Here is a 23218-nt window from a genome sequence, read left to right on the forward strand (position 1 = left end):
ATGATCATCATCGGCGGGGGTCTCGGCGGCCTCTCGACGGGCGCGTACGGCCGGATGAACGGCTACCGCACCCAGGTCTTCGAGATGCACGAGATCCCGGGAGGCTGCTGCACCGGATGGGGCCGCGGTGACTTCACCTTCGACGCCTGTATCAGCTGGCTGCTCGGCAACGGCCCCGGCAACGAGATGCACCAGATCTGGCTCGAACTCGGTGCGCTCCAGGGCAAGGAGATGCGCCACTTCGACGTGTTCAACACCGTACGGGGCAGGGACGGCCGCACGGTCTACTTCTACTGCGACCCCGACCGGCTGGAAAGCCATCTGCTGTCGCTGTCCCCGCCCGACGCCCGCGCCATCCGGTCCTTCTGCGCGGGACTGCGCAAGTTCATCGCCTGCCTGCCGACGTACCCCTTCCTCAAACCGGTGGGGCTGATGAGCCGCCGGGAGCGCTGGCGGATGCTGGCCGGCTTCCTCCCGTACTTCAACCTCTTCCGTACGTCGATGTCCGTGCTGATGTCGGAGTACTCGGCCCGCTTCAAGGACCCGCTCCTGCGGGACGCCTTCAACTACATCCTGTACGAGAAGCACCCGGGCTTCCCCGTCCTGCCGTTCTACTTCCAGATGGCCGCCCAGGCGCACCGGTCGGCCGGGGTGCCCGAGGGCGGCTCGCTGGGCCTGGCGCGCTCGATCGAGGAGCGTTACCTGCGACTCGGCGGGGAGATCACGTACAACGCGATGGTCGAGGAGATCCTGGTCAGGGACGACCGGGCGGTCGGCGTGCGCCTCTCCGACGGGCAGGAGCACTACGCCGACATCGTCGTCTCGGCCTGCGACGGGCCGCGCACGCTCCTCGACCTGCTCGACGGGCGCTATCTGGAGGGCGAGTACGCCACCCTGTACCGGGAGACCCTGCACCGGCCCGGCATGGTCTTCCCCGGGTACGCGAGCGTCTTCCTCGGCCTGCGCCGCCCGTTCCCGGACGCCGACCCCACCACCACCCACCTGCTGGACGAGGCGACGGCGTCCCGGCTGACCGGCATCCGGCACCCCAGCCTCAACGTCCAGTTCCGCAGCCGCTTCTACCCCGAGCTGTCGCCCGAGGACACGACCGTCATCTACGCCACGTACTTCTCGGACACCGCCGCGTGGCGAGAACTCGCCGAAGGCCCGGAGCGGCTCAGCCGTCCCCGCAGGGGAGCGGAGCTGCACACCCTCCCGGTCCGGCGCGGCAAGGCGTACGCCCTCGCGAAACGACGGACGAGGGACGCCGTCGTCGACTTCCTCGACGAGCTGTATCCGGGGCTGAAGGACTCCGTCGCGGTACGGGACACCTGCACGCCCCTCACCCAGATCCGCTACACCAACAGCTTCGAGGGAACCTTCCTCGGCTGGCAGCCCTTCGTGGAGAGCGGCGAGTTGATGGAGGAGCTGGTCAAGAAGAACGGCCCCGTCCTGCCCGGTCTGGAGAACTTCTACCTCTCCGGCGTGTGGGCAACCACGGGCGGCCTGATCCGCGCGGCGGCGGCGGGGCGCCAGGTCATGCAGTTCATCTGCCGGGACGACGGCGTCGACTTCACGGCGTCGGTCGACACGAGCGCGCCGCCGCCGACGCATGTGGACATCCCGGTGGGCCCGCAGAGCTGAGAGCGAACGCCCCCTCCGCTGTGCCACCTCATCCCTCCCCCTTCTGAGAAAGGCACCTCCGTGACCGTGCGCCCCGATGCCTGCCCGATCGTCCGGGACACCTCCCCGGAGCCCCTCGCGTACCCGTTCTGGACCACCGGGGGCCTCGGACTGCCCGACGGTTACGGGAAGTTGCGCGACCGGCCCCCCGTCCGGGTCCGGCTGCCGTACGGGGACGACGCCTGGCTCGCTTCCAGTTACGAGGACGTGCGCGCCGTCCTGTCGGACCCCCGGTTCAGCCTCGCCGAGGCCGTCCACCGCGACCAGCCCCGTATCGGCCCCATGCCCAGGACCGGCGGAGGCCTCATCGCCCTCGACGCCCCCCGCCACACCCAGCTGCGCGCGCTGCTGGCCAAGGAGTTCACCGCCCGCCGCATCGAACGCCTCCGGGGCCATGTCGGTGAGGTGGTCGACGGGCTGCTCGACCGGATGGTGGCGGCGGGCCCGCCCACCGATCTGGTCGAGGACTTGGCCTTCCCCCTCCCCCTGACCCTCATCTGCGAACTCACGGGGGTGCCCGAGGCCGACCGAGCGGGGGTACGGACCTGGGCGGACGCCGTGTGTTCCGGCGGCGTCACCCCCGATGTCGTACAGCGGCACGCCAAGGACTTCTTCGCCCGCATGGACGAGTGGGTCGAGGCCCGCCGCCGTACCCCCGAGAACGACCTGATCACCGTCCTGGTCCGCGCCTCCGACGAAGGCGTCCTGACGGCGGAGGAACTGACCGGCCTGCTGAACGAGATCCTCATCGGCGGCTTCGTCACCACCACCAACCAGATCGCCAACTTCTTCGCGGTCCTGCTGCTGCCGGGCGAGGCGGCGGCCGGCGGCGCGGAGGTACTGACGGCAGTCCGCGCCCGACCCGAGCTGATCCCCCGGGCCGTGGAGGAACTCCTGCGCCTCGTCCCCCTGCTCAACGGCCTCACCCTGCCCCGCTACGCGGCCGAGGACGTGGAACTGGGCGGCGTCCTGGTCCGGGCCGGCGAGCCGGTCGTGGTCTCCCAGCCCGCCGCCAACCACGACCCCGCCGCCTTCCCGTCCCCCGACCGCCTCGTCCTCGACCGCCCGGGCACCCCGCACATCAGCTTCGGCCACGGCATCCACTACTGCCTGGGCGCCCACCTGGCCCGCCTCGAACTCCAGACGACCCTGGAACGCGTGACGACCCGCCTGCCGGGGCTGCGACTGGCCGTGCCGGAGGAGGAGTTGCGCTGGCGGGACAGAGAGTTCTTCAGCGGCCTCCGCTCGCTGCCGGTCGCCTGGTGAGGACCACGGGGCGGGGCGGCCCCGTCCGGCTTCACGGTCGCTTCCGGCCTCACGGTCACTTCCGGCCCCGCGGTCACTTCCGCCAGAACAGGTGGTGCTTCACCCCGCTCCCGCTCGGGCTGGGGACGACGTCCAGGTGGAACCGGTCGAGCAGCTCGTCGGGGGACTCCCAGAGCCGTAGTCCGGAGCCGTACTCCACCGGTGAGACCGCAATGTGCAGGGTGTCCACGAGGTCGGCGTCGAGGAACTGCCGGATGGTGCTCACCCCGCCGCCGAGCCGGACGTCCTTGCCCCCCGCCGCCTCGCGGGCCTGTTCGAGGACCGTGGCCGGGTCGCCCTCCACGAAGTGGAACGTGGTGTCGGAGAGCGTGAGCGAAGGGCGCTTGTGGTGGGTCAGGACGAACACCGGTGTACGGAAGGGGGGTTCGTCGCCCCACCAGCCCTGCCACTGGTGGTCCTCCCAGGGACCGCGCTGGGGCCCGAACTTGTTGCGGCCCATGATCTCGGCGCCGATGTTGCGGTCGTAGTCCCGCGTGAGGTAGTCGTCCAGGCCCCGGCTCCCCCCGGGTTCGGTGCGCATCGGCCAGCTCGCCGTGGCACCGGCCCAGGCGAACAGCCTCTGCGGCTCGACATGACCGAACGGCTGTTCAAGGGTCTGGTCCACACCGGCACCGATCCCGTCACTCGACACATTGAAGTTCTGGACCCTCAGCAACTGCGTCACGTGTTCCTCCTGTGATGGGACAACAACGGTAACGAGACCGTCCGGGCCGGGGAAACTCATCGCCGGGTGCGCCGGACGAGGTCGGGGAGGAGGACCCCGGTGACGCACGCCCGTCCGCATGGAGGAGGATGCGGGGTGGGAGGGGATTTGAATGTGTTCAAAAATGCGGGAGCCGGTGCGGGCGCGGGCGCAGGCGCGTGTGAGGGACAGGTTCTGGGCCGTGCTGACGGCCTCAGTGTCGGTGCTGTGCGTCGAGGCCGTGCTCGGGGCGATCGCTCTCTTCGTACAGGAGCAGACGTACGAGAACGCGGGTCTTCCCCACCACCCGATGGCGGTCCTGCTCCTGATCGTGGCGGCGCCGTTCCTGGCGGTCGCCGGGGCCGTCCTCGGCGCCCTGCTGTCGGTCGGCCTGGTGATGCCGGTGCTGGTCGTGGCCGCGTGGCTCGGCCGCCGGCTCTCGGGCGAGGCGTGGCGGTGGGTCCCGGCGACGGCCGCCGCCGTGACCACCCCGCCGGCCCTGGCCGCGGCGGTGCTCGCGGAGACCGGCCTCCTGCCGGGCCTCGGCCTGTGGCTCGTCACGACGGCGGCGCTCACCGCCACGGCACTGGTCGCCCGCAGGCTGCTGCTGCCGGACCGCCCGCGGCTCTCCGGCGGCGTGATGTTCGGGCGGGTGGTGCTGTACGGAACACTCGCCGTCGTCACCGCCGTCACGCTCGCCGGCATCGGCCTGTTCGCCGGGATCGGGTACGAGCCTCCGCGGCTGAGCGCGGAACGGGTCACCGGGACGTGGTCCGACGGAAGGGGCGGCACGCTCGTCCTCACCCCGGACGGCACGGCCACGGCGACGGGCGTCGAGACGTTCGCGGACGACTTCATCGATCCCGTGATGCGCGAGTGCACCAGCACCGGGACCTGGGAGTACGACCCGGGGAACGGACCCTGGGCCCAGGAGGTGGCGGTGTCCGCCGACAACTGCCCCACGGTCACCTGGGAGATATTCGGTACCCCCGAGCACCCGAAACTGTTCGTCCACATCGGCGACCCCGACAGCTGGGACCTCTACATCCTTCAACGCCGCGACCACGCGTGGCTCGCGGACTCGACGATCCGGAGCAGGACGACGGCGTGATGGCGGGCGTGGCGCGCCCGCGCGAGCACGGCACGGGGTCCCTGTCACATCTCTTCGCGCCGTTCCGTCGTACGTGTGCAAGCACGTGCTACGGCAGCCGGCAACGGCAGAGGAGATCACCATGAGCGCCCGTCTTGACGTCTTCAGCAGTCCGACCCTGGGCAACGTCTTCAAGCACATCATCGCGGCGGGGAAGGTGCTTCAGGACTCGACACTGCCCGCCGCGACCCAGGAGCTGGTGAGGCTTCGTGCCAGCCAGATCAACGGGTGCGGCTTCTGCACCGACATGCACACCAAGGACGCGGCCGCCGCGGGTGAGACCTCGGTACGTCTCAACCTGGTCGCGGTGTGGCGGGAGGCCACGGTCTTCACCGAGGCCGAACGGGCCGCGCTGGAGCTGGCGGAGCAGGGAACCCGTATCGCCGACACGGCCGGCGGGGTGTCGGACGAGGTCTGGGCGAACGCCGCCAAGCACTACGACGACGAGCAGTTGGCCGCGCTGGTGAGCGGGATAGCCCTGATCAACGCCTTCAACCGGGCGAACGTCATCATCCAGCAGCCGGCAGGCGACTACCGGCCCGGCCAGTTCGCGTAGCCGCCCAGGGGCACCCGGCCGGGAGTGCCCCGGCCGGGTGCTCGATACGCCGGTCGCGCCCGCCTACGCGCCCGCCAGCAACGGGTCGAACGCCGTGGAGCGTTGGCGGCCCGACATGAAGGAGAGGAAGTCCTTCACGAAGGCGCTGCGGGAGTACGTCGCGGCCGTGCCCGTCACCGTGCGGTGGAAGCCCGTCCGGAACAGGGCCCGGTACTCGGTCGCGTCGATGGAACCGTTGCCGTCCGCGTCCGTGACGTCGAAGAGCACCTCGGCGACCCGGATCAGCGCGGGGCCCGCGAGGGAGGGGACGGCGGCCGCGTACTCCTCCCTGCTGACGCGGCCGTCGCCGTCGGCGTCGAGGGCCGCTTGGAGTTCCCTCCACCACTCGGCGTACGCGTTGTAGAGCCTGGTCTCCTCCGGTTCGTCCAGATCGAGGCGGGAGGACAACTCCCTCGCCATCGCCGCGAGATCGGGCCAGTCCAGGTAACCGTCCCCGGTCTGGTCCAGTACCTCCGCGAAGAACTCCCCGGCCTTGCTCTGCGCGCCCGTACCGTCAACTGGACCGTGCTGTACGGGAAAGGGCGTGACGAGCCGGAACAGCGCACCCGCCCTCTTCATCCGGCCGCGCAACGCGTTGAGCGTCGCGGCCTTGGGGTCGTCGCTGTCCGGCGACAGGTAGAGCAGGCTGGTGAGCTGGTCGGTCCGCAGCCAGTGGTCCGGCAGGAAGCGCGCGAGGCCCGCGGCCATGTAGGCGCTCTGCATCAGCGCCTGCGCGCCCGGGATTTCGGGCAGTCCCGCGCGCCGGCGGAAGGGTTCGGGCAGGGACGCCACCGTGATCGTGCCGATGACCGGGCCGGCCAGCGCGCGACCCGCCGCCCACACCGTGGGCAGGCCGTCCAGCAGCGGGGGCGCCGGGAGGTGGTCGAAGAGCTTGTAGAGGATGATGCGCAGCGCCTCGGTGTTCTCCAGCTCCTCCTCGACCATGTGGTCGTAGTACTGCCAGAACTCCGGCAGCGTGGGCGGCAGATGACCGGCCCGGTCCCCGAACGCGGCGAGGAACGCCTGGAATTCGGCGTACAGCCGCTCCATGGTGATCCGGTCGAGCGGCTGCCCGCTCAGCCGGCACATGGTGACGGAGCTCTCGAACAGCGTCGCGACCACCCAGGCGCGGACCTCCGGGTCCATCGCGTCGTACGGCCGGTTCTGGGGATCCGTACCGCTCAGCCGCCCGTGCAGACGGTTCAGCCGCGCCGCCTCCCGCTGCCGGGTCTCCTCGTCGGCGCCGAACATGCGCTGGAGGCTCACGAGGGTGTTGCGCAGCCGCCGCCACGGGTGCGCAACAAACGTCGAGTTGTCGATCAGGGCCGCGCCGATCTGCGGGTGCGCGGCCTCCAGGACGGTGGCCCTGACCATGGCAAGCGCCCAGCGCGGGTCGTTGAAGAAGCGGTGGAACTGGGAGTCGGGACCGAAGAGCGACGACCCCGGCGGCGGCCCTGGCTGGGATTCCGGGGTCGGCCGGGTGGCGTCGTGGTGGTCGGTGCGGTCCGAACCGGGGCTCTGGGGGCCGCTGTTGCCTGTGTCCGTCACGGGTGGGGTTCTCCGTTCGCGTACGGTGTCACGCCGCCGAAGCGGCGCTCGCGTTGCTGGTAGGAGTGCAGGCACTCCAGGAAGTGCGGCGCGTGGAAATCGGGCCAGAGTGCCGGCGGGAAGATCCACTCGGCGTAGGCCACCTGCCAGAGCATGAAGTTGGAGATGCGCTGCTCGCCGGAGGTCCGGATGACCAGGTCCACATCCGGTGTGTCGGGGAAGGGCAGATGAGCCGCGAAGTACCGCTCGTCCACGGCCTCGGCCGGCACCCCGCTGCGGATGAGGGACCGCGCCGCCTCCACGATGTCCCTGCGCCCGCCGTGGTCGAACGCCACGGTCAGCGTCATGCCCCGGTTCGCGTCGGTCAGCGTCATCAGGTCGGCGAAGTCCCGGGCGAGTGGTGCGGGGATCCTCGGGTCCGCCACGCCGAGGAAACGGCAGCGGATGCCGCGCGCGTGGAGGAGCGGGGCGTGTTTGCGTACGACGCGGCGGACGAGTCGCATGAGGTAGTCGATCTCGTCGCTGGGGCGCCGCCAGTTCTCGGTGGAGAACGCGTACAGACTCAGCCACTCCACGCCCGCCGTCCGCGCGGCCTCGATGACGTCGATCACCGTCGTCTCGGCGGCGCGGTGCCCGGACGTACGCGGCAAGGAGCGCTGCTCGGCCCAGCGGCCGTTCCCGTCCATCACACACGCGACATGCCGCGGCACGGCCCGCGGCGGGGCCTCCCCGGCCGGCCGGCCCGACCGGCTGTGGGCCGACGGCCGGGCGGCCGTGCCACCGAGTCCTTCACCCGTCACACGCGCTCTCCTGGCTGTCGCCGCGCCGTTCCCCAACACTCAGCAGAGTGCCGGTGCGGGTGCTTGGGCGTGCCGTGATCCCGGCATGTTCATCCTCAGGACGCCAGTCCTATTTGCGCGTCTGCCCGGTGCGTTTGGCGCGGCTTACCGATTGTCCTCAATCGCCGGACGGGCTTGGTTTGTCGTGGTGACGGGGGGCGGGGCCTCCGGAGGCACGTATGTCCGGACTGCATGTTTTACGTCGCGTTCAACCGGTCCAATTGATTGACGATCGCCACGCGACACAAAACACGCTCTACGTCCGGACACACGCACCTCCTCCGACTCCGCCCCCCTCACGCCGGACGGGACAGTGAACGACTCCCCCCGCCCCGGAGCGGGCCAGGTAGTAGCGCGGGCCTGGAAGGGGGACGGGCAGGGGTCGTGTCCGGAACGTAGAGCGTGTTTTGTGTCGCATGGCGACCGTTGACCAATACAAGGTGCTGAACGCGACGTAAAACATGCAGTGCAGGACACGACCCCTGACCGGCCCCCGGCAACAACCCGCACCCGAAAAGCCAGCCCGCAGCGGGCACAACCAAGCCCGTCCGGCGATTGAGGACAACACGAACCGCAACCCGGTCACCGAGAACGCGCGGCCCACCGGCCCCAGACCGCCCGTCCGGCGATTGAGGACAACACGAACCGCAACGCGGTCACCCAGACGCAGGCCCACGGGCGCCCGCCACCCGCATAGGAACACCCCGAAACGTCTGCACCAGGATCACCGCCGCCCCCGCCATCACACACTGATCCGCCAGGTTGAAGATCCCCGAGTCGCCGATCTGGATGAAGTCCAGCACCGCGCCGCGCCCGAAGCCGGGCGTACGGAACAGGCGGTCCGTGAGGTTGCCGCCGGCGCCCGCGAAGACCAGGCCCAGGCCGACCGCCCAGCCGGTGGAGCGCACGGACGGCGCCACGCGGGCTATGAAGACCACCGTCGCGATCGCCAGGAGCGTGAAGACGAGAGTCGCGTCCGGCGCGAAGGATCCCGCCGCCCCGGAGTTGCGGAAGGCCGTGAAGGTCACCTTGCCGCCGAGCACGTGGGTCGGTTCGTGGCCCTCCACGACCACCGCGGCGATCGCCTTCGTGCTCTGGTCCACCGCGAGCCCGGCGGCCGCCGTCGCCCACAACACGTACGTCCGCCGCACCGCACACCGTCCGATCCTTGACCCTGTCCCTCACACCGAGCGCGAGCGCCCTCACCGAGCGCCCTCACCGAGCGCCCCCGTCGAGCGTACGTGGACCGGACGGCAGTCCCCCTACGGGGACGGCAGTCCCCCTACGCGTCCGACATCTTCGGCATCTCTCCCTCGGTCCTCGCCGTGTCGATCACCGAGAAATTCGCGCCCTGCGGATCCGTGAGCGCCGCGAAGCGGCCGAAGGGGGTGTCCATCGGGCCGAACTGGAGCTTCCCTCCGTGCCCCACGGCCTTCTTCACCGTGCCGTCGCAGTCGCTGACCGCGAAGTACACGTTCACGTACGACGTCATGTCCGGCGGGAAGTCCTCGCCCATCTTCATCCGGCCGAGAACGGGCCGCTTCTTGTCGCCGACGCTGAAGACCTTGAAGTCCATCTGCTCGCCGGCCATGGTCTGTGCCCCGTACGGGAAGACCTTCGGCAGGAAGGCGTCCGTCCCGGCCGGGTCCCGGGTGAAGAACTCGGCCCACGCGTACGCGCCCGGCTCGCCCTGCTTCTCGAAGCCCTTGTGCTGCCCCGGCTGCCAGGCGCCGAAGACCGCGCCGGTCGGCTCCTTCGCGAGGGTCATCGACCCGAAGTCGCCGACCCGCATCGGCTCCGCCAGGATCTCGCCGCCCGCCGCCCTCACCTTCTCCGCCGTCGCCACGACGTCGGGCGAGGCCAGGTAGAGGCACCAGGCGGACTCCCCCTCGGAGCCCGGCATCGGCGGGACCACGGCCGCGACGGCCTTCCCGTCCGAGTAGGCCTGCGTGTAGTCGCCGTATTCGGACGCGCTCTCCCCGAAGGTCCAGCCCAGCACGTCACCGTAGAAGTGTTTGGCGCCTTCCAGATCGGTGAACATGGCGTCCACCCAGCACGGTGCGCCTTCTGGGTACTCGGTCATGATCCATACCCCCTCAATGGGGTGCAATATGAGAAATTTGCCCGTTCTTTTACGGTAGTCAGTCCGGGCGCCGCCCGCGCGGGGAGTGGCGCGGGGAGTGATCGTGGCGCGAGGCCGACCGGTCTCAGACGTCGCCGTCCGCCGGACCGTCGCCGTCCCCCGAACCGCCGCCGCCCCCCGCGCCGTCGCCCTCCACCAGCAGAGCCCGCTCCCAGGGCGACAGCTCCGCGTCCGGGGGCGGCTTCCTGGTGGCGGAGTAGCGGGAGCGGCCGACGGGCACCTTCAGGACCTGCGCGGGAAAGAGCAGGTAGAGCCGCTTGGCCCTGATCGTCGCGCCCTGCGAGGCGCCCTGCGAGGCGCCCTGCGAGGAGCCGCGCGCCGACCCGGCGTGGAAGATCTCCGTGAGCACCCCGCCGAGGTCCCTCGTGGACACGTCCTCGAAGATCCAGTCGTCGAGGAGGAGCCGTACCTTCCGCGCGGTCGGTTCCTTGCCCGTGATGCCGATGTACACGTCGGAGCCGCCGAGCCTGCCGGCCCAGTCGGCGAACCAGTTCCCCCGCCTGACGTGCCGCTGGTGGAACGTGGCGCGCTGCCCGCCCGCGGAGCGGACAGCCTGCTCCGCCTCCGTCACCACGGGCAGCTTGGTGTCGCGTTGCGAGGCCATCGCACGAACCTTCCTCCGGCCGGTAACCCCACCGTACGGCGGCGGCCCGTCCGAAGGGATCCGTGGGTCGAACACCACACCGGATACGGCAGGATGGCACCGCACGCCGAGGCGCCGCGCTCCACCCGCCGACGTGCCCCCTCTCCCCCTGTCCCCACCCCCTCTCCGTCCCCACCTCACCCCCCAAGAACGAACAGGTGATGCAGCGATGCCCCCCTCCGGCCTGCCCCCGTCCCCCCGCCCCCAGGCCCGCCCGGCGCCGGGAGACCACCGGTGAACCGTGCGCTCACCTGGCACGACCTGCTCATAGCCGGCGGCGCCGTCGTCATAGGACTCGCCGCCGGGCTGCTCCTCCGCATCGCCCTGCGATGGCTCGGCGAACGCGCGACCAGGACGCGCTGGGGCGGCGACGACATCATCGTCGGCGCCCTGCGCCTGCTCGCCCCGTGGGGAGCGTTCGCCATAGGTGCCTCCGCCGCGGCCGCCGCCCTCCCGCTCACCCCGACGGTCGGCCACAACGTCAATCAGGTGCTGGTCGCGCTGCTCATACTGGCCGCCACCTTCGCCGCGGCCCGCGTCATCGCCGACCTCGTCCAGTCGGTGACCCTGTCCCGGTCCGCGGTGGCCGGTTCCGCGACCATCTTCGTCAACATCACCCGGGTCACGGTGCTGGCGATCGGCGTCCTGGTCCTGTTGCAGACCCTGGGCGTCTCGATAGCGCCCCTCCTCACCGCCCTCGGCGTGGGCGGCCTGGCCGTCGCCCTGGCCATGCAGGACACCCTCGCCAACCTGTTCGCCGGGGTGCACATCCTGGTCTCGAAGACCGTGCAGCCCGGCGACTACATCCGGCTCAGCAGCGGCGAGGACGGCTATGTCGTCGACATCAACTGGCGCAACACGGTGGTACGGCAGCTCTCCGACAACCTCGTGATCATCCCCAACTCCAAGCTCGCCAGCACCATCATGACCAACTACCACCGCCCCGAGCAGCAGATGTCCCTGCTCATCCAGGTGGCGGTCGGGTACGGCAGCGATCTCGACCAGGTCGAGCAGGTGACCAAGGAGGTCGCCGACAAGATCATGTCCGAGGTGGCCGGCGGGGTCCCCGACCACGAGTCGCTCGTCCGCTTCCACACCTTCACGGAGGCCGGCATCGGTTTCACGGTGATCCTGCGGGCGCTGGAGTTCGGCGACCAGTACCTGATCAAGCACGAGTTCATCAAGGCTCTGTACGGGCGCTACCGCGCCGAGGGCATCGAGATCCCCGTACCGGGAAGAACCGTCATCATGCGCCGGCAGGAGAACGCCACCATCCCGCGCCCGCGCCAGGAACAGCGGGAACAGGGGTAACAGGGGGAACAGGGACAGCGGCAGGGGCAGCGGGAACAGCAGGAACAGAACGGCTGACCTGCCCGTTGCCGTACACATGGCGACTCTTGGACTCATCGGCAGCGGACACATCGGAAGCACACTGGCGCGCATCGCGGTCGCGAACGGACTCGACGTCGTGCTCAGCAACTCGCGCGGCCCCGAGACCCTCGTCGACCTGGTGGCGGAGCTGGGCCCGCACGCCAAGGCCGGCACCCCGGCGGAGGCGGCCGCCGCCGGGGACTGGGTCGTGGTGACGATCCCGCTCAAGGCGTACCAGCAGGTCCCGGTCGAACCGCTCGTCGGGAAGACCGTCCTCGACACGAACAACTACTACGCGGCCCGCGACGGGAATCTGCCCGAGCTGGACGCGGGGACGACGAGCAGCGAGCTGCTCCAGGCGCACCTGGAGGGTGCGCACGTCGTGAAGGCTTTCAACAACATCTACTTCGAGCACCTCGCCGTCCTCTCCCGGCCGAAGGGCGCACCGGACCGCAGCGCGCTGCCGATAGCCGGGGACGCGGAGGGGAAGGCGCGGGCGGTGGAGTTGCTCGACACCCTGGGCTTCGACGCGGTGGACGCGGGGCCGCTCGCGGAGGGTTGGCGGTACGGGCCGGGGACGGACGCGTACGGCAGGCTGTACGGGGAGGAGCGTGACGTCAACTTCATGCAGCGGAAGGCCGCCCCGGCTGCGGCGGCCGAGGTGACCGAGACCCTGGCAGCGGCGCAGCGCTGAGCGTGGGGGGGGGTGCCCCTATGGGTTTGGTCAAGCTGATCGGGCGGGTTGGGGTGCGTAGAAGGTGCCGTCGCGGAGCATGGCGAAGAGGACGTCGGCCCGGCGTCGGGCGAGGCAGAGCAGTGCCTGGGTGTGGTGCTTGCCTTGGGCGATTTTCTTGTCGTAGTAGGCCCGGGAGGCCGGGTCGCCGAGGGCGGCGAACGCGGAGAGGAAGAAGGCTCGTTTGAGCTGTTTGTTCCCTCTCCGGGAGGGCTGTTCGCCGCGGATCGACGAGCCGGAGTTGCGGGTCGCCGGGGCGAGCCCGGCGTAGGCGGCGAGGTGGGCGGCGGAGGGGAAACTGCTGCCGTCGCCGACCTCGATGAGGATCCTGGCTCCGGTCCTGATCCCGACTCCCGGCATCGAGATCAGGACCTTGGAAAGAGGGTGGGCCTCCAGCAGTTCCTCGATCCGCCCGGCCAGGAGCTTGCGCTGGTCGAGGACGGCGGTGAGTGAGGCGGCCAGGCTCGGGACGATCAGTGCGGCTGCCTCGGTGCCGGGCACCACCACGGTCTGCTCGTCCAGCGCGGTGAATATGTCCTCGGCCAGTCGCTCGGCCATCCGCGGCGCCTTCGGTCGCAGCAGCGTGACCAGGCGGCGCCGGCCTGCCTTGCGGATCTGGGCCGGGGAGCCGAACCGTTCCAGCAGGGCCAGGACGGCCGGGTGCTGCAGCCGCGGGCCCAGGACCCGTTCCAGGGACGGGTGGATCTGGGTTAGCAGGCCGTGGAGCCGGTTCGCGACCCGGGTGGCCTCGCCCGTCAGGTCGTCGTCGAATCCGACGATCACCCCCAGCTCGGCGATCGTCTCGTCTTCGAGGTCGACCGAGCGCAGGGTGTGGGGCATCGCGCGGGCGGCGTCGGCGATGATGAACGCGTCCTTCGCGTCGGTTTTGGCCTCACCGGGGTAGAGGTCGGCGATCCGCCGCATCGTCAGGCCCGGCAGATAGGCGACCGGGCAGCCCATGTCCCGGGCCACGGCCAGCGGCAGGGCGCCGATCGAGGCCGGCTGGTCGACCACGACCAGCACCGTTCCGTGCTTGGCCTGGAGTTTCGCGAACAGCTCCCGGAGCTTGGGCTCGGTGTTGGGCAGGCGCTTGTCGAACGCCTTCTTCCCAGCCGGTGTGACGGCGGTGGCGTGATGTTCGCCCTTGCCGACGTCCAGGCCGAGAAAGACGTCGATGTCGCCGGTGTCGATCACGTGCGTCCTTTGGTCGTGCCCTGCCCGGCCTCACCCACGGCACCGATCCGCCACATCCACATTACGAAGAGCCTCCCTGGCTCCCGGAGGAGTCGGTGGTCATGCCCCTAATCAGCGGTCAGTCAGTGCCTCCGGGCCCAGTGACACCACCCCCGGATCATGGTTAACAAGGGGGGGAAGTCATGCCGGGCCCGGAGGCCGGAAGCCCCGTTGCGGGACCACGAAAAAGGTAATGGGGGGGGCGGTTCTGGCCGTACGTATCGCCAGAGCCGCCCGTCACCCCGCGGACCCGGTCGGCGTCAGCGCCGCACCTCCGCCGCGAACGGAACCGACACCGCCGCGCCCGCACCCGCGCCGGCCGCCGTCGGATGTGTCCACAGCCCGGCCTCCGCCAGCCGGGGCAGCACGCCCTCGCCGAACCAGTACGCCTCCTCCACGTGCGGGTGGCCGGACATGATGAACTCGTCGATGCCCAACCGGCTGTACTCCTCGATGCGTTCGGCCACCTCGGTGTGGCTGCCCACCAGCGCCGTCCCCGCGCCACCCCGTACCAGACCGATCCCCGCCCACAGGTTCGGCGAGATCTCCAGCCCGTCCGTACTGCCGCCGTGCAGGGCCAGCATCCGCCGCTGCCCCTCCGACTCGCTGCGCGCCAGACCCGCCTGTACGGCCTTGATCGCGTCCGGCGAGAACCCCTCCAGCAGCCGCCGCGCCTCGGCCCAGGCCTGGTCCGCGGTGTCCCGTGTGATCACGTGCAGCCGGATGCCGAACCGCACGGTCCGGCCCTCCTTCGCCGCGAGGCCGCGGATCCACTCGATCTTCTCGGCCACCTGCGCGGGCGGCTCGCCCCAGGTCAGATAGACGTCGCTGTGGCGCGCGGCGACCAGGCCGGCCGCCGGGGAGGAACCGCCGAAGTACACCGGCGGTACCGGGTCCGGGACCCGCGCCAACTTCGCCTCCTCCACCTGGAGATGCTCGCCCTTGAACGTCACCGTCTCGCCCTGCCAGAGGTCCCGGACGATCGACAGGAACTCACCCGTACGCGCGTAACGGGCGTCCTTGTCGAGGAAGTCCCCGTACGCGCGCTGCTCGTGGCTCTCCCCACCGGTGACAACGTTGAGCAACAGCCGCCCGGGCGCGTGGCGTTGGAAGGTCGCGGCCATCTGGGCGGCGAGCGTCGGCGCCACGAAGCCCGGCCGGAAGGCCACCAGGAACTTGAGCCGCTCGGTCTCGCGCGCCAGCATCGCCGTGGTGAGCCAGGCGTCCTCGCACCACGCGCCGGTGGGGGTCAGCGCGCCGACGAACCCCAACTGCTCGGCCGCGCGGCCGATCTGGGTGAGGTAGCCGAGATCGGCGGGCCGCTGCCCGCCCGCCGCGCCCGCGGGGAGGCCGTGGCCGCCGCCGACTACGTGGCGGCTGTCGCCGTAGGTGGGCAGGAACCAGTGGAAGGTGAGACTCACGGAACTCTCCAGAAGACGAAGTACGCGACGAACAGGACGGGCGAGGCGGCCAACCGGGCCGACACGCCCTCAGAGCAGACCGTGGCGCGGTGGCCGCGTCCCGCTCAGGACGTAACGGCCGATGTGCTGCACCTTCCAGCGGACCGGATCGTGCAGCGTGTGCGTGCGCGCGTCGCGCCAGAACCGGTGCAGGTTCAGGCTGTCCAGCGCCGCCCGCGTCCCCGCCACCTCGAACAGCGCGCTGCTCGTCTCCACCGCCGCCGTCGCCGCCTGCACCTTCGCCGCGGCCACCGCGATCGAGGCCTCGGCGGCGGTGTCGTCGGTGAGGTCGGCCGCGGCCGTGTCCACCGCGGCGGCCGCCGCCACGAGCAGCGCGTCCGACGCCCGTACCTGGAGGGACAGTTCGCCGAACCGCTGGATCAGCAGCGGGTCCTCCACCGCGCTCTCGTACCCGCTCTCGAACCACGGCCTGCTCTTCGTACGGACGAACTCGGCGGACTCCGTCAGCGCGGCCGACGCGATGCCCGCGTCGATGGCCGCGTGCAGCAACTGCGCGACAGCGCCGTGCAGTTGCGGCCCCTGGAAGGTGAGGTGGTGCGGTACGACCCGGTCGGCCGGCACCGCTACGCCGTCCAGGCGGACCGTCCCGCTCGCGGTGGTGCGCTGCCCCATCCCGTCCCAGTCGTCGACGACCGTCACCCCGGGCGCGTTCCTCGGCACGTACGCGACGTGCAGCGCGTCCTCCTCGGCGCGCGCGAGGACGGGGATCCAGTCGGCGAACAGCGCGCCGGTGGAGTAGTGCTTCTCGCCGGTCAGCCGGTACGAGCCGTCGGCCTCGGGGACGAGCTTCGTACGGATGTCCTGGACGTGCTTCGTACCGCGCTCGGACTGCGCGTTGCCGAACCGCCGCCCCGCCAGCACCTCGCCGAAGAAGAACTTCCGCTGCTCCGGACTCCCCTGCCGGCGCAGCACGTTCACGTACACGAAGTGGTTCTGCGGAATCTGGGACAGGCTCGCGTCGCCCGTGGCCAGCAGCCGGAAGACCTCGGCGAGCGTACGGGCGGAGACGTCCGCGCCGCCGTGGGCGCGGGGCACGGTGATGCCGAGGAGGCCGGAGGCGGAGAGCCGGTCGAGTTCGGCGTACGGCAGCGTGCGGTCCGCGTCCCGCTGCCCGGCACCGGCCCGGAAGGCGTCGGCCAGCTCGGCGGCCACGGCGAGGGCTTCTGCCCCACCGGTGATCACGTGCGCCGGCGAGGGGGGTTGGGGTGCGGTCACGGTACGGCCTCCGGGAGAGAAACGGGTCAGCGGGCGGAACAGGAATCGGTACGGCGGTGCTCAAAAAGACGGCTGTCCGAGCGGGAAGGCATCACGCGGCCACGACGTCCGCCGCCACCGTCTCCGCCGGCACCCGGTCGGGCCGCCCCCCACCGCGCCGCAACGCCAGCGAGAACTGGTCCACCACCTGGTCCAGCGCCTCCCGCGACTCGGGATCCACGACCACGCCCCCATCGTCCAGCACGGTGATGTGCCGGTCGAGGACGAACCAGCCCTGGACGATGTGCGCGGCCCCCATGGAGGACAGCACCGGCCGCAGCGCGTAGTCGATGGCGAGCACATGCGCGGTGGTGCCGCCGGTCGCCAGCGGCAGGACGGTCTTGCCGGCCAGCGCGTACTGCGGCAGCAGGTCCAGCAGGGTCTTCAGCAGCCCGGAGTACGCGGCCTTGTAGACGGGGGTCCCGATGACCACCCCGTCGGCCTCCTCGAACAGCCGCTGGGCCCCGGCGATCGCCGGATGCCCGACGTCGGCCCCGAGCAGGGCCTCGGCGGGCAGCGTACGGACGTCGAGCGGCACGACGTGGTGGCCCTGGCCGGTGAGACGGCCGTCCAGATGCCGGAGCAGCCGGGCGGTGCGGGACGTGGGGGACGGACTGCCGGAGACGGAGAGGATCGTGGCCATGGGATTCACCTCGGGAGGGGAGGGCGCGAGGACGAGATTCATGAATATCTCGTTAAACAAAGCGGCCGACTGTAGGCGGACCACAAAAGACGGAGGAAAATGCGCGCTCCCCCGGCGACCAACAAGGAATTCCAGCAGTCAGCCCCGCGTCAAAATTCGCAGGACGGGGAAATTCCCAGCACTCAGCACGCGGTACTTGGCACTCAGCCCGTGCGCAGACAGAGGGCACTGGAGACGCGTACGAGGTCGACATGACGGCGCCGGGTCAGCTCTCGCAGATCCCTCATCAGCACGTCACCGCCTCGCAGCATATTCAACAGACCCATGACCGGAAGCGTACTCGCGCCCTCCCGCACGGGTCGATTCGGTATCCACGACGTGGTGATAGGGTTTACCTTCCAGTGGGGGCTGAAAGGCGAAATCGCCGATGCGAATAGAGCAGCTCGAATACATCGAAGCGGTGACCCGGCTGGGTTCCCTGCGCCGCGCGGCGGAAGCCCTGCACATCTCGCAGCCGGCCCTGAGCGAAACCGTCCGCAATCTGGAACGCGAACTGGGCGTCGACCTCCTGGACCGCCGCCGCTCCGGCGCGAGGATCAGCGCCGAGGGCAGCGAACTGCTGCCGCACATCGTCGGCGTCCTCGACGCGGTCGACCGCCTCCGCCGCGCGGCGGACGACCAGCACCGCACCAGCCGGACCCTTCGCCTCGGTACGGTCAACGCGGCCACGGTCCCGCTGCTCGTCCCGACCATCCGGGAGTTCCGCGCCGCCCACCCGGAGACCCAGATCGAGGTCGTCGGCGCCCAGCAGGCCGACATCCACCGCGAACTGCTGGAGGGCGGCCTCGATCTGGGCCTGGTCAACTACCTCCAGGGCGACGACAAACCCCCGGGCCTGCACACCACCGAACTCCTCCGCGGCCGCCCCGTGGCCTGCGTCCGCACCGACAGCCCCCTGGCCGCCCAGCGCACGGTCTCGGTGGCCGACCTGCTGGCCCAGCCCCTCATCGTGATGCGCCCGGGGTACGTGATGCACCGCTACGTACACCGCCTTCTGGAGGGCCGCAGCCCGACGTTCTCGTACTCCACGGACGGCGCGGAGATGGGCAAACTGATGGTCGCCGAAGGCCTGGGCACCACGATCCTCCCGGACTTCAGCGTCACCGGCGACCCCCTGGAACGCTCCGGCCTGATCACCCACCGCCCCCTGGCCACCCAGGACACCACGGTCCTCCTGGTCCTCCACCGCCCCCTCTCAGGCCCCACCCCCACAGCGTCCCGCGCCCTCCACGAAATCTTCGTGAAGAGCGCCAAGACCTACACCCACACCACCACCCCCCAGGACAAGCCCTAGCCCGCGCTCACCTCACCCGGCCTCCAGCGGCTCCGTGCGCTGCGGACGCCGTACGGGACGCCGCTCCAGGGGCATGACCACCGCGGCGCAGAAGCGGTCCACCGCGTCGTCCACGCTGCGGATGAAGCCGGACTCGGCGTTGCCACGCGTATTGCCCATTCCCTTGAACAGGGAGAGCCGGAATCCGGTGATCTCGACGTCCCCCTTGGGCAGCAGGTCGCCGGGCTCGGGGCGCAGCCGCTCCAGTGTGCCGCGCGGCCCGCCGCCGTCCCCCGCCACCAGCGTCTGGACATGGAGGTCCGCGGGCGCGTCGGCGAGCTGCCGGATCAGGCGCTTGGCCCAGGTCAGGGGGTAGCCCTGGTCGGGCGCGGGGATGTCGACCGACGTACGGAGCTTGCCGGTGCGCAGGTCCGCGGTGATCGCGAGGATGCCCTGGGTGCCTTCGATCCGCAGCTCCGCCTCCAGGCGCCCCTCCTGGCAGAGCAGATCGGCCAGCGCGCCCCGGCGGGCCTTCGCATCGGTGGCGCGCCGCACCCGCTGGACGGGCAGGACCTTCTGCCCCAGCTCACCGCCGAGCCGCAGACAGACCTGCCGGACCAGACGCTCCCAGCTCGCCACGACGTCGACGGCCCGTGGATCTCCCTGGCAGAGCGTTTCGTCGTCGATCCCTTTGCGTACGGGCACCCAGGCCGGGCCCATGTTCTGGAAGCCCTGGCAGCCGGAGTTCTCGTGCTGGAGATAGTGCAGCAGCTCCTGGAGGAGCCAGGCGTGTGCGGCGTTCCCGACGCCCTCGTGGCGGATCAGCATCTGCGCCTGGTGGGCGACCTCGGCCCAGGACAGGTGCCACAGGACGACCTTGTGCTTGCGGCGCCCGTCGATCTTCACGTCGACCAGCGGAGTGCCTTCCAGGGCCACGTCGTTGCACAAGGTGATCACCGCGTCGTAGCCGCGCCGGGCCGCGATGTCCATGTAGTCCTGGACCTGCTGGTCCTTGAGGGGATTCCCGTTCGTCTTCGTCTCCACCAGAGCGGTCCAGAGCTTGCCCGCCCGCTCCACCCGGATCACTCCGTCCGGGCGCTTGGGGCTGTCTCCGTGCGGCAGGGAGACTTCGGTGAAGGTCTCCATCCGCCCGACCGGGGCCCCGAACCCGGCGGTGAGCCGCCGGCCGAACTCGGGCACCTGCGCCATCACGGAGAGCAGGACGGACGTCGCCCTCGTCTCGCGCTCCCGGTCGCTTTTGAGCGACGGTACGGGAAAGAGCCTGGCCGGCTGCCAGGCGTTATTGTCCGCCAGGCTCTTCTTGGCGACCCTGGGCAGGGTCACTTTCTTTCTGACGGTACGGGGCCGGCGCGGCGCCGGCGGCGCGTGCTCCACCGCCACCTGTGCCGGGATGATCACGGCCGGACCGGTGACGGTGGCGGTCCCCGCCCCGTCGCCGGGCTCCCGCTCCACCTCGTCGGGCACCGCGGCCGGGTCCTCCGCGGCGTCGTCCACATCGATGCCGAAGTCCGTGGCCAGGCCGGCCAGGCCCGTCTCGTACCCCTGCCCGATGGCACGGAACTTCCACTCGCCGCCGCGCCGGTAGAACTCACCGAAGACGAAGGCGCTCTCGGACCCCGCGTCGTCGATGGAGAACCCGAGCATCTCCTCGCCCGTGCGGTCGCAGACCGTCAGCCGTAAGCCGTTGAGGTCTCCGAACCGCGCGCCCTCGTACCGGCTGGCGGCCACGACGATCTGTTCGACGCTCGCCTCCATCTCCGTGAGGCCGAGGCTGATGCGGTCCTCGCTGCCGCTGTCCGTCGGGGTCTTTCCCAGCAGGTGCACGCTCCCGTCGGCGGCCGCCGGGTTGTTGTAGAAGAAGAAGTCGGCGTCGCTGCGGACCTTTCCGCCGTCCCCCAGCAGCAGCACGGAGACGTCCGCGTCCCCGTCCCCCTCCTCGCTGCTCCAGCTCAGGCCCACGCGCACGGAGCCCGCGTCCTCACTCAGGGCCGCCAGTCCGACATTGGCGCCTTTGACGATCTCGTACATGTCCGCCCACCCCCTGGTGGCGGGCCACCTCCTCCCCAGGGGTGGCCCTCCACGTCGTGTCGTGTGACGCACCGCACATTCACGGTGCGAAGGAGTGGAACCTTAGCGGGCCCGTCAGGTCGCCGCGCCGGGAACCGGTTCGGGGCGGGGGAACCTGATGCGGGTTGCCGAGGTGCCGAGGCCTGTGGGGGGTGGGGGGATGCGGCGGGTGGTGCCCGCGCGGTCCTCGATCAGGTCCGCCTCCTTGTAGCGGGAGCAGTCGCGGTGCCAGACGCGGATGCCCGAGAGCCAGTTCTCCAGCTCCTTCACGTAGCCGTCGAGCGCGTCGCGCGCGGTGTCGTCCAGGTGGAAGTCGTCGTAGAGGGTGGGGAGTTCATGGGCGACGACGTGCTGGAACTGGCGCATGCGGGAGTTCATCAGGTCGTCGATGATCGCGAGGCCGGTCGCGTAGTCGCAGTCGAAGAAGTTCTGGACCACCAGGATGCCGTTGTGGATCTCGCCCTCGAACTCGATCTCCTTCTGGTACGAGAAGACGTCGTTCAGGAGCATCGCGTAGTCCTGGGCGGCGTTCTGGAGGGACTGCATGGGGCCGGTCCGGTAGATCTCGGGCGGTACGGCGTCGCCGAGGCCGATCCGGCACAGGTTCATCGTCAGGTCCGAGCCGAACGTGCGCCGCCGCATCTCGATGTAGTCGACCGGGTCGGGGATGCGGTTCAGGAACTGGTTGTTCATCTCCCACAGCCAGCTGTCGATCATCTCCTCGACCGACGTGCGGAAGGCGCGGCGGCCGTCGACGTCCATCGGTCCCGCCGTACGGACCCACAGGTCGGCGAGGCTCCTCTCCAGGCCGGTGAACGGCACCGGTGTCTCGTCGGACTCGACGGGCATGAACAGCAACAGCCGTTCGTTGCACGCCTTCGCGCCGGCGAGGTCGCGGACGCTGCCGTAGATCACCGGGTACAGGTCGTCGCCGTACGTCCCCCAGGCCAGCCAGTCCGACGACAGGTCCAGGGCCTCCGGCGTGGCGTCCGGGTGGATGCCTGCGGCGCACAGGGGGAGGTCGATGCGGCGCAGGCGCTTCTCGTCCCAGACGTCGGAGCCCGGCCTGCCCGGCTGCGCCTCCAGGATCCCCATGCGGTGGCACCACTCGACCACGTGCTCGCGGGAGTGGGCCAGGTGCGGGCTGAGCTTCGGCTCGAACGGGATCTGGAAGTCCGGCAGCACGGAGGGGCCCACCCGCTGGAACGGGACGTGGCTGAAGCTGCGGATCCGCGCGGGGGACCCCGCCGTGAGCGTCTTGAGGTAGGCCGACGCGGCCGTGCCCAGCCCGACCGGTGTCATGGAGAAGCCGGGGACGACGCCCGGACCGAGTCCGCCCGCGCCGGCCCCCACGCCGACCGCGCCGGCCGCGCCCGACTCGGCTCCGTTCATGTACCGGCTGGAGCGCATGTGCCACTCGTGGCCGCCCGACTGCCAGTCCTGGAGGCCCTTCACGTACGCGAGGACGTCGGCGCAGGCCACCGGATCGAGGCCCTTCTCCGCGAAGAGGGGGCCCAGCTCGGTCAGCGTGGTGTTCTCGAACTGCTGGAGGCGGGAGGTCAGCAGGTCGTTGACGGCGTCGGCCGCCTCCTGTGTCGTACAGCCGAGGAACTTCTCCAGGACGAGGACGCCGTTGCTCAGCTCGCCCTCCTCCTCGATCTCCCGTTGGTACGAGAACAGGTCGTTGCGCAGGTGGACTCCGTCCGAGAACGTGTCCTTGAGGACCCGCAGCGGCCGGGACGCGGCGACGTCCGCCGGGATCTCGGCGCTCACGTACTCGATGAGCCCCGCCGACCAGGGCGCTCCGCCGACCTTGCGGCGCATCTCGATGTACTCGACCGGGTTCGCCACCCGCTCCGCGTTGATGTTCGCGAGCTCCCAGTCGGATTCGTTCAGCAGGTTCTCCGTGCTCTCGGCGAACCGCTCCCGCCAGGCCATCGACATGCTGGGGACCGTACGGGCCCAGAGGTCGGCCAGGCCCGCCTCGACGGGATTGGTCGGCTCGGGGAAGCCGTCGGCGAGGTCCATCGGCATGAAGGCGGCCAGCCGCTCCAGATACGCCTTGCCGCCCTCGCGGTCCTGGGGCTTCTTGAAGACCTCCAGGAAGTGGTCGTCGAAGAAGAAGACCCACACGTACCAGTCGGTGACCAGCGACAGCTGGGGAGCCGTGCAGTCCGGGTGGGTGTACGAGCAGAGCAGGGCGTAGTCGTGGGAATCGAGGTCGTGCTCGTCCCAGACGCCGGATCCCTCCAGCATCCCCATGTCCCTGGCCCATTGTTTGGTGTGCGCTCTCGCCTCCTCCAGATGCGGATTGAGCCGGGCCGGATAGGACATGTAGAAATCCGGCAGTTCAAAGGGCTGTGTCACTGACGCGTGGCCTTTCCCGAAGCTTCCGGGAGCGTTCCCTGTCACCCGGTCGGCTCAGCTCTACCCCTCGCCCGGCGCCCCCATCCGCACCACAAAACAGTCATAT

The 23218-nt window shown here is 70.4% G+C and carries 20 protein-coding genes; 7 read left to right on the top strand and 13 right to left on the bottom strand.

Features of this window, described 5'->3' with window-relative positions; all coding sequences use genetic code 11:
* Positions 1-1644 (top strand): phytoene desaturase family protein, encoded by a 1644-nt coding sequence (locus ACIO1C_RS03905; RefSeq protein WP_401859091.1) that lies wholly within the window; start codon positions 1-3, stop codon positions 1642-1644.
* Positions 1645-1704: 60 nt separating this feature from the next.
* The gene (locus ACIO1C_RS03910) at positions 1705-2949 is read left to right on the top strand and encodes a cytochrome P450 (protein ID WP_401858242.1); all 1245 of its coding nucleotides are present in this window, start codon (positions 1705-1707) and stop codon (positions 2947-2949) included.
* 73 nt (positions 2950-3022) lie between these two features.
* On the opposite strand, the gene ACIO1C_RS03915 is transcribed toward ACIO1C_RS03910, so the two are convergent.
* Positions 3023-3673: a dihydrofolate reductase family protein gene (locus ACIO1C_RS03915; protein ID WP_401858245.1), complete on the bottom strand. Its 651-nt coding sequence runs from the start codon at positions 3671-3673 to the stop codon at positions 3023-3025.
* Positions 3674-3893: 220 nt separating this feature from the next.
* Between ACIO1C_RS03915 and ACIO1C_RS03920 the strand changes: the two genes are divergently transcribed.
* Together ACIO1C_RS03920 and ACIO1C_RS03925 are read left to right on the top strand one after the other, a co-directional pair.
* Entirely contained in the window at positions 3894-4802 is a 909-nt protein-coding gene (locus tag ACIO1C_RS03920; RefSeq protein ID WP_401858247.1) for a hypothetical protein, read from the top strand.
* Positions 4803-4923: 121 nt separating this feature from the next.
* Entirely contained in the window at positions 4924-5397 is a 474-nt protein-coding gene (locus tag ACIO1C_RS03925) for a carboxymuconolactone decarboxylase family protein (protein WP_401858249.1), read from the top strand.
* A gap of 63 nt (positions 5398-5460) precedes the next feature.
* Here the strand turns inward: ACIO1C_RS03925 and ACIO1C_RS03930 are convergent, their stop codons facing one another.
* The 5 genes from ACIO1C_RS03930 to ACIO1C_RS03950 form a co-directional block, all read right to left on the bottom strand.
* The gene (locus tag ACIO1C_RS03930) at positions 5461-6984 is read right to left on the bottom strand and encodes an oxygenase MpaB family protein (protein ID WP_401858251.1); all 1524 of its coding nucleotides are present in this window, start codon (positions 6982-6984) and stop codon (positions 5461-5463) included.
* Positions 6981-7670: a polyprenyl diphosphate synthase gene (uppS, locus tag ACIO1C_RS03935; RefSeq protein ID WP_401859093.1), complete on the bottom strand. Its 690-nt coding sequence runs from the start codon at positions 7668-7670 to the stop codon at positions 6981-6983. Before uppS ends, ACIO1C_RS03930 begins: the two co-directional genes overlap by 4 nt.
* An 809-nt stretch (positions 7671-8479) precedes the next feature.
* Entirely contained in the window at positions 8480-8974 is a 495-nt protein-coding gene (locus ACIO1C_RS03940; RefSeq protein WP_401858254.1) for a signal peptidase II, read from the bottom strand.
* 131 nt (positions 8975-9105) lie between these two features.
* Positions 9106-9906: a VOC family protein gene (locus tag ACIO1C_RS03945; protein WP_401858257.1), complete on the bottom strand. Its 801-nt coding sequence runs from the start codon at positions 9904-9906 to the stop codon at positions 9106-9108.
* Positions 9907-10030: 124 nt separating this feature from the next.
* Positions 10031-10570 (bottom strand): hypothetical protein, encoded by a 540-nt coding sequence (locus ACIO1C_RS03950; RefSeq protein ID WP_401858259.1) that lies wholly within the window; start codon positions 10568-10570, stop codon positions 10031-10033.
* Between the two features lie 273 nt (positions 10571-10843).
* Here ACIO1C_RS03950 and ACIO1C_RS03955 point away from each other — a divergent pair, with 273 nt between their 5' ends.
* Both ACIO1C_RS03955 and ACIO1C_RS03960 read left to right on the top strand, forming a co-directional pair.
* On the top strand, positions 10844-11920 hold the full coding sequence (locus tag ACIO1C_RS03955) for a mechanosensitive ion channel family protein (protein WP_401858261.1): 1077 nt from the start codon (positions 10844-10846) through the stop codon (positions 11918-11920).
* A 76-nt stretch (positions 11921-11996) separates the two neighbouring features.
* Complete coding sequence (locus tag ACIO1C_RS03960) at positions 11997-12674, top strand: NADPH-dependent F420 reductase (RefSeq protein WP_401858263.1); 678 nt, start codon at positions 11997-11999, stop codon at positions 12672-12674.
* A gap of 30 nt (positions 12675-12704) precedes the next feature.
* Here the strand turns inward: ACIO1C_RS03960 and ACIO1C_RS03965 are convergent, their stop codons facing one another.
* The 5 genes from ACIO1C_RS03965 to ACIO1C_RS03985 all read right to left on the bottom strand — a co-directional run bounded on the left by ACIO1C_RS03965 (position 12705) and on the right by ACIO1C_RS03985 (position 17650).
* Positions 12705-13907, bottom strand: a complete 1203-nt coding sequence (locus ACIO1C_RS03965; protein WP_401858265.1) for an IS110 family transposase — start codon at positions 13905-13907, stop codon at positions 12705-12707.
* A gap of 299 nt (positions 13908-14206) precedes the next feature.
* The gene (locus ACIO1C_RS03970; RefSeq protein ID WP_401858266.1) at positions 14207-15367 is read right to left on the bottom strand and encodes an LLM class flavin-dependent oxidoreductase; all 1161 of its coding nucleotides are present in this window, start codon (positions 15365-15367) and stop codon (positions 14207-14209) included.
* A gap of 69 nt (positions 15368-15436) precedes the next feature.
* Entirely contained in the window at positions 15437-16642 is a 1206-nt protein-coding gene (locus ACIO1C_RS03975; RefSeq protein WP_401858269.1) for an SfnB family sulfur acquisition oxidoreductase, read from the bottom strand.
* Between the two features lie 91 nt (positions 16643-16733).
* Positions 16734-17324: an NADPH-dependent FMN reductase gene (gene ssuE / locus ACIO1C_RS03980; protein ID WP_401858271.1), complete on the bottom strand. Its 591-nt coding sequence runs from the start codon at positions 17322-17324 to the stop codon at positions 16734-16736.
* A 203-nt stretch (positions 17325-17527) separates the two neighbouring features.
* Entirely contained in the window at positions 17528-17650 is a 123-nt protein-coding gene (locus ACIO1C_RS03985; RefSeq protein ID WP_272925754.1) for a putative leader peptide, read from the bottom strand.
* Positions 17651-17751: 101 nt separating this feature from the next.
* Here ACIO1C_RS03985 and ACIO1C_RS03990 point away from each other — a divergent pair, with 101 nt between their 5' ends.
* Complete coding sequence (locus ACIO1C_RS03990) at positions 17752-18678, top strand: LysR family transcriptional regulator (RefSeq protein ID WP_401858273.1); 927 nt, start codon at positions 17752-17754, stop codon at positions 18676-18678.
* A 12-nt stretch (positions 18679-18690) separates the two neighbouring features.
* On the opposite strand, the gene ACIO1C_RS03995 is transcribed toward ACIO1C_RS03990, so the two are convergent.
* Together ACIO1C_RS03995 and ACIO1C_RS04000 are read right to left on the bottom strand one after the other, a co-directional pair.
* Positions 18691-20706 carry a TerD family protein gene (locus ACIO1C_RS03995; RefSeq protein WP_401858275.1) on the bottom strand — a complete coding sequence of 672 codons (2016 nt, stop codon included), beginning with the start codon at positions 20704-20706 and terminating at the stop codon, positions 18691-18693.
* A gap of 114 nt (positions 20707-20820) precedes the next feature.
* Complete coding sequence (locus ACIO1C_RS04000) at positions 20821-23112, bottom strand: germacradienol/geosmin synthase (RefSeq protein ID WP_401858277.1); 2292 nt, start codon at positions 23110-23112, stop codon at positions 20821-20823.
* Positions 23113-23218: the final 106 nt, after the last annotated feature.

Origin of the sequence: Streptomyces sp. NPDC087420, assembly GCF_044744165.1 — a bacterium.
Lineage (GTDB): Bacteria > Actinomycetota > Actinomycetes > Streptomycetales > Streptomycetaceae > Streptomyces.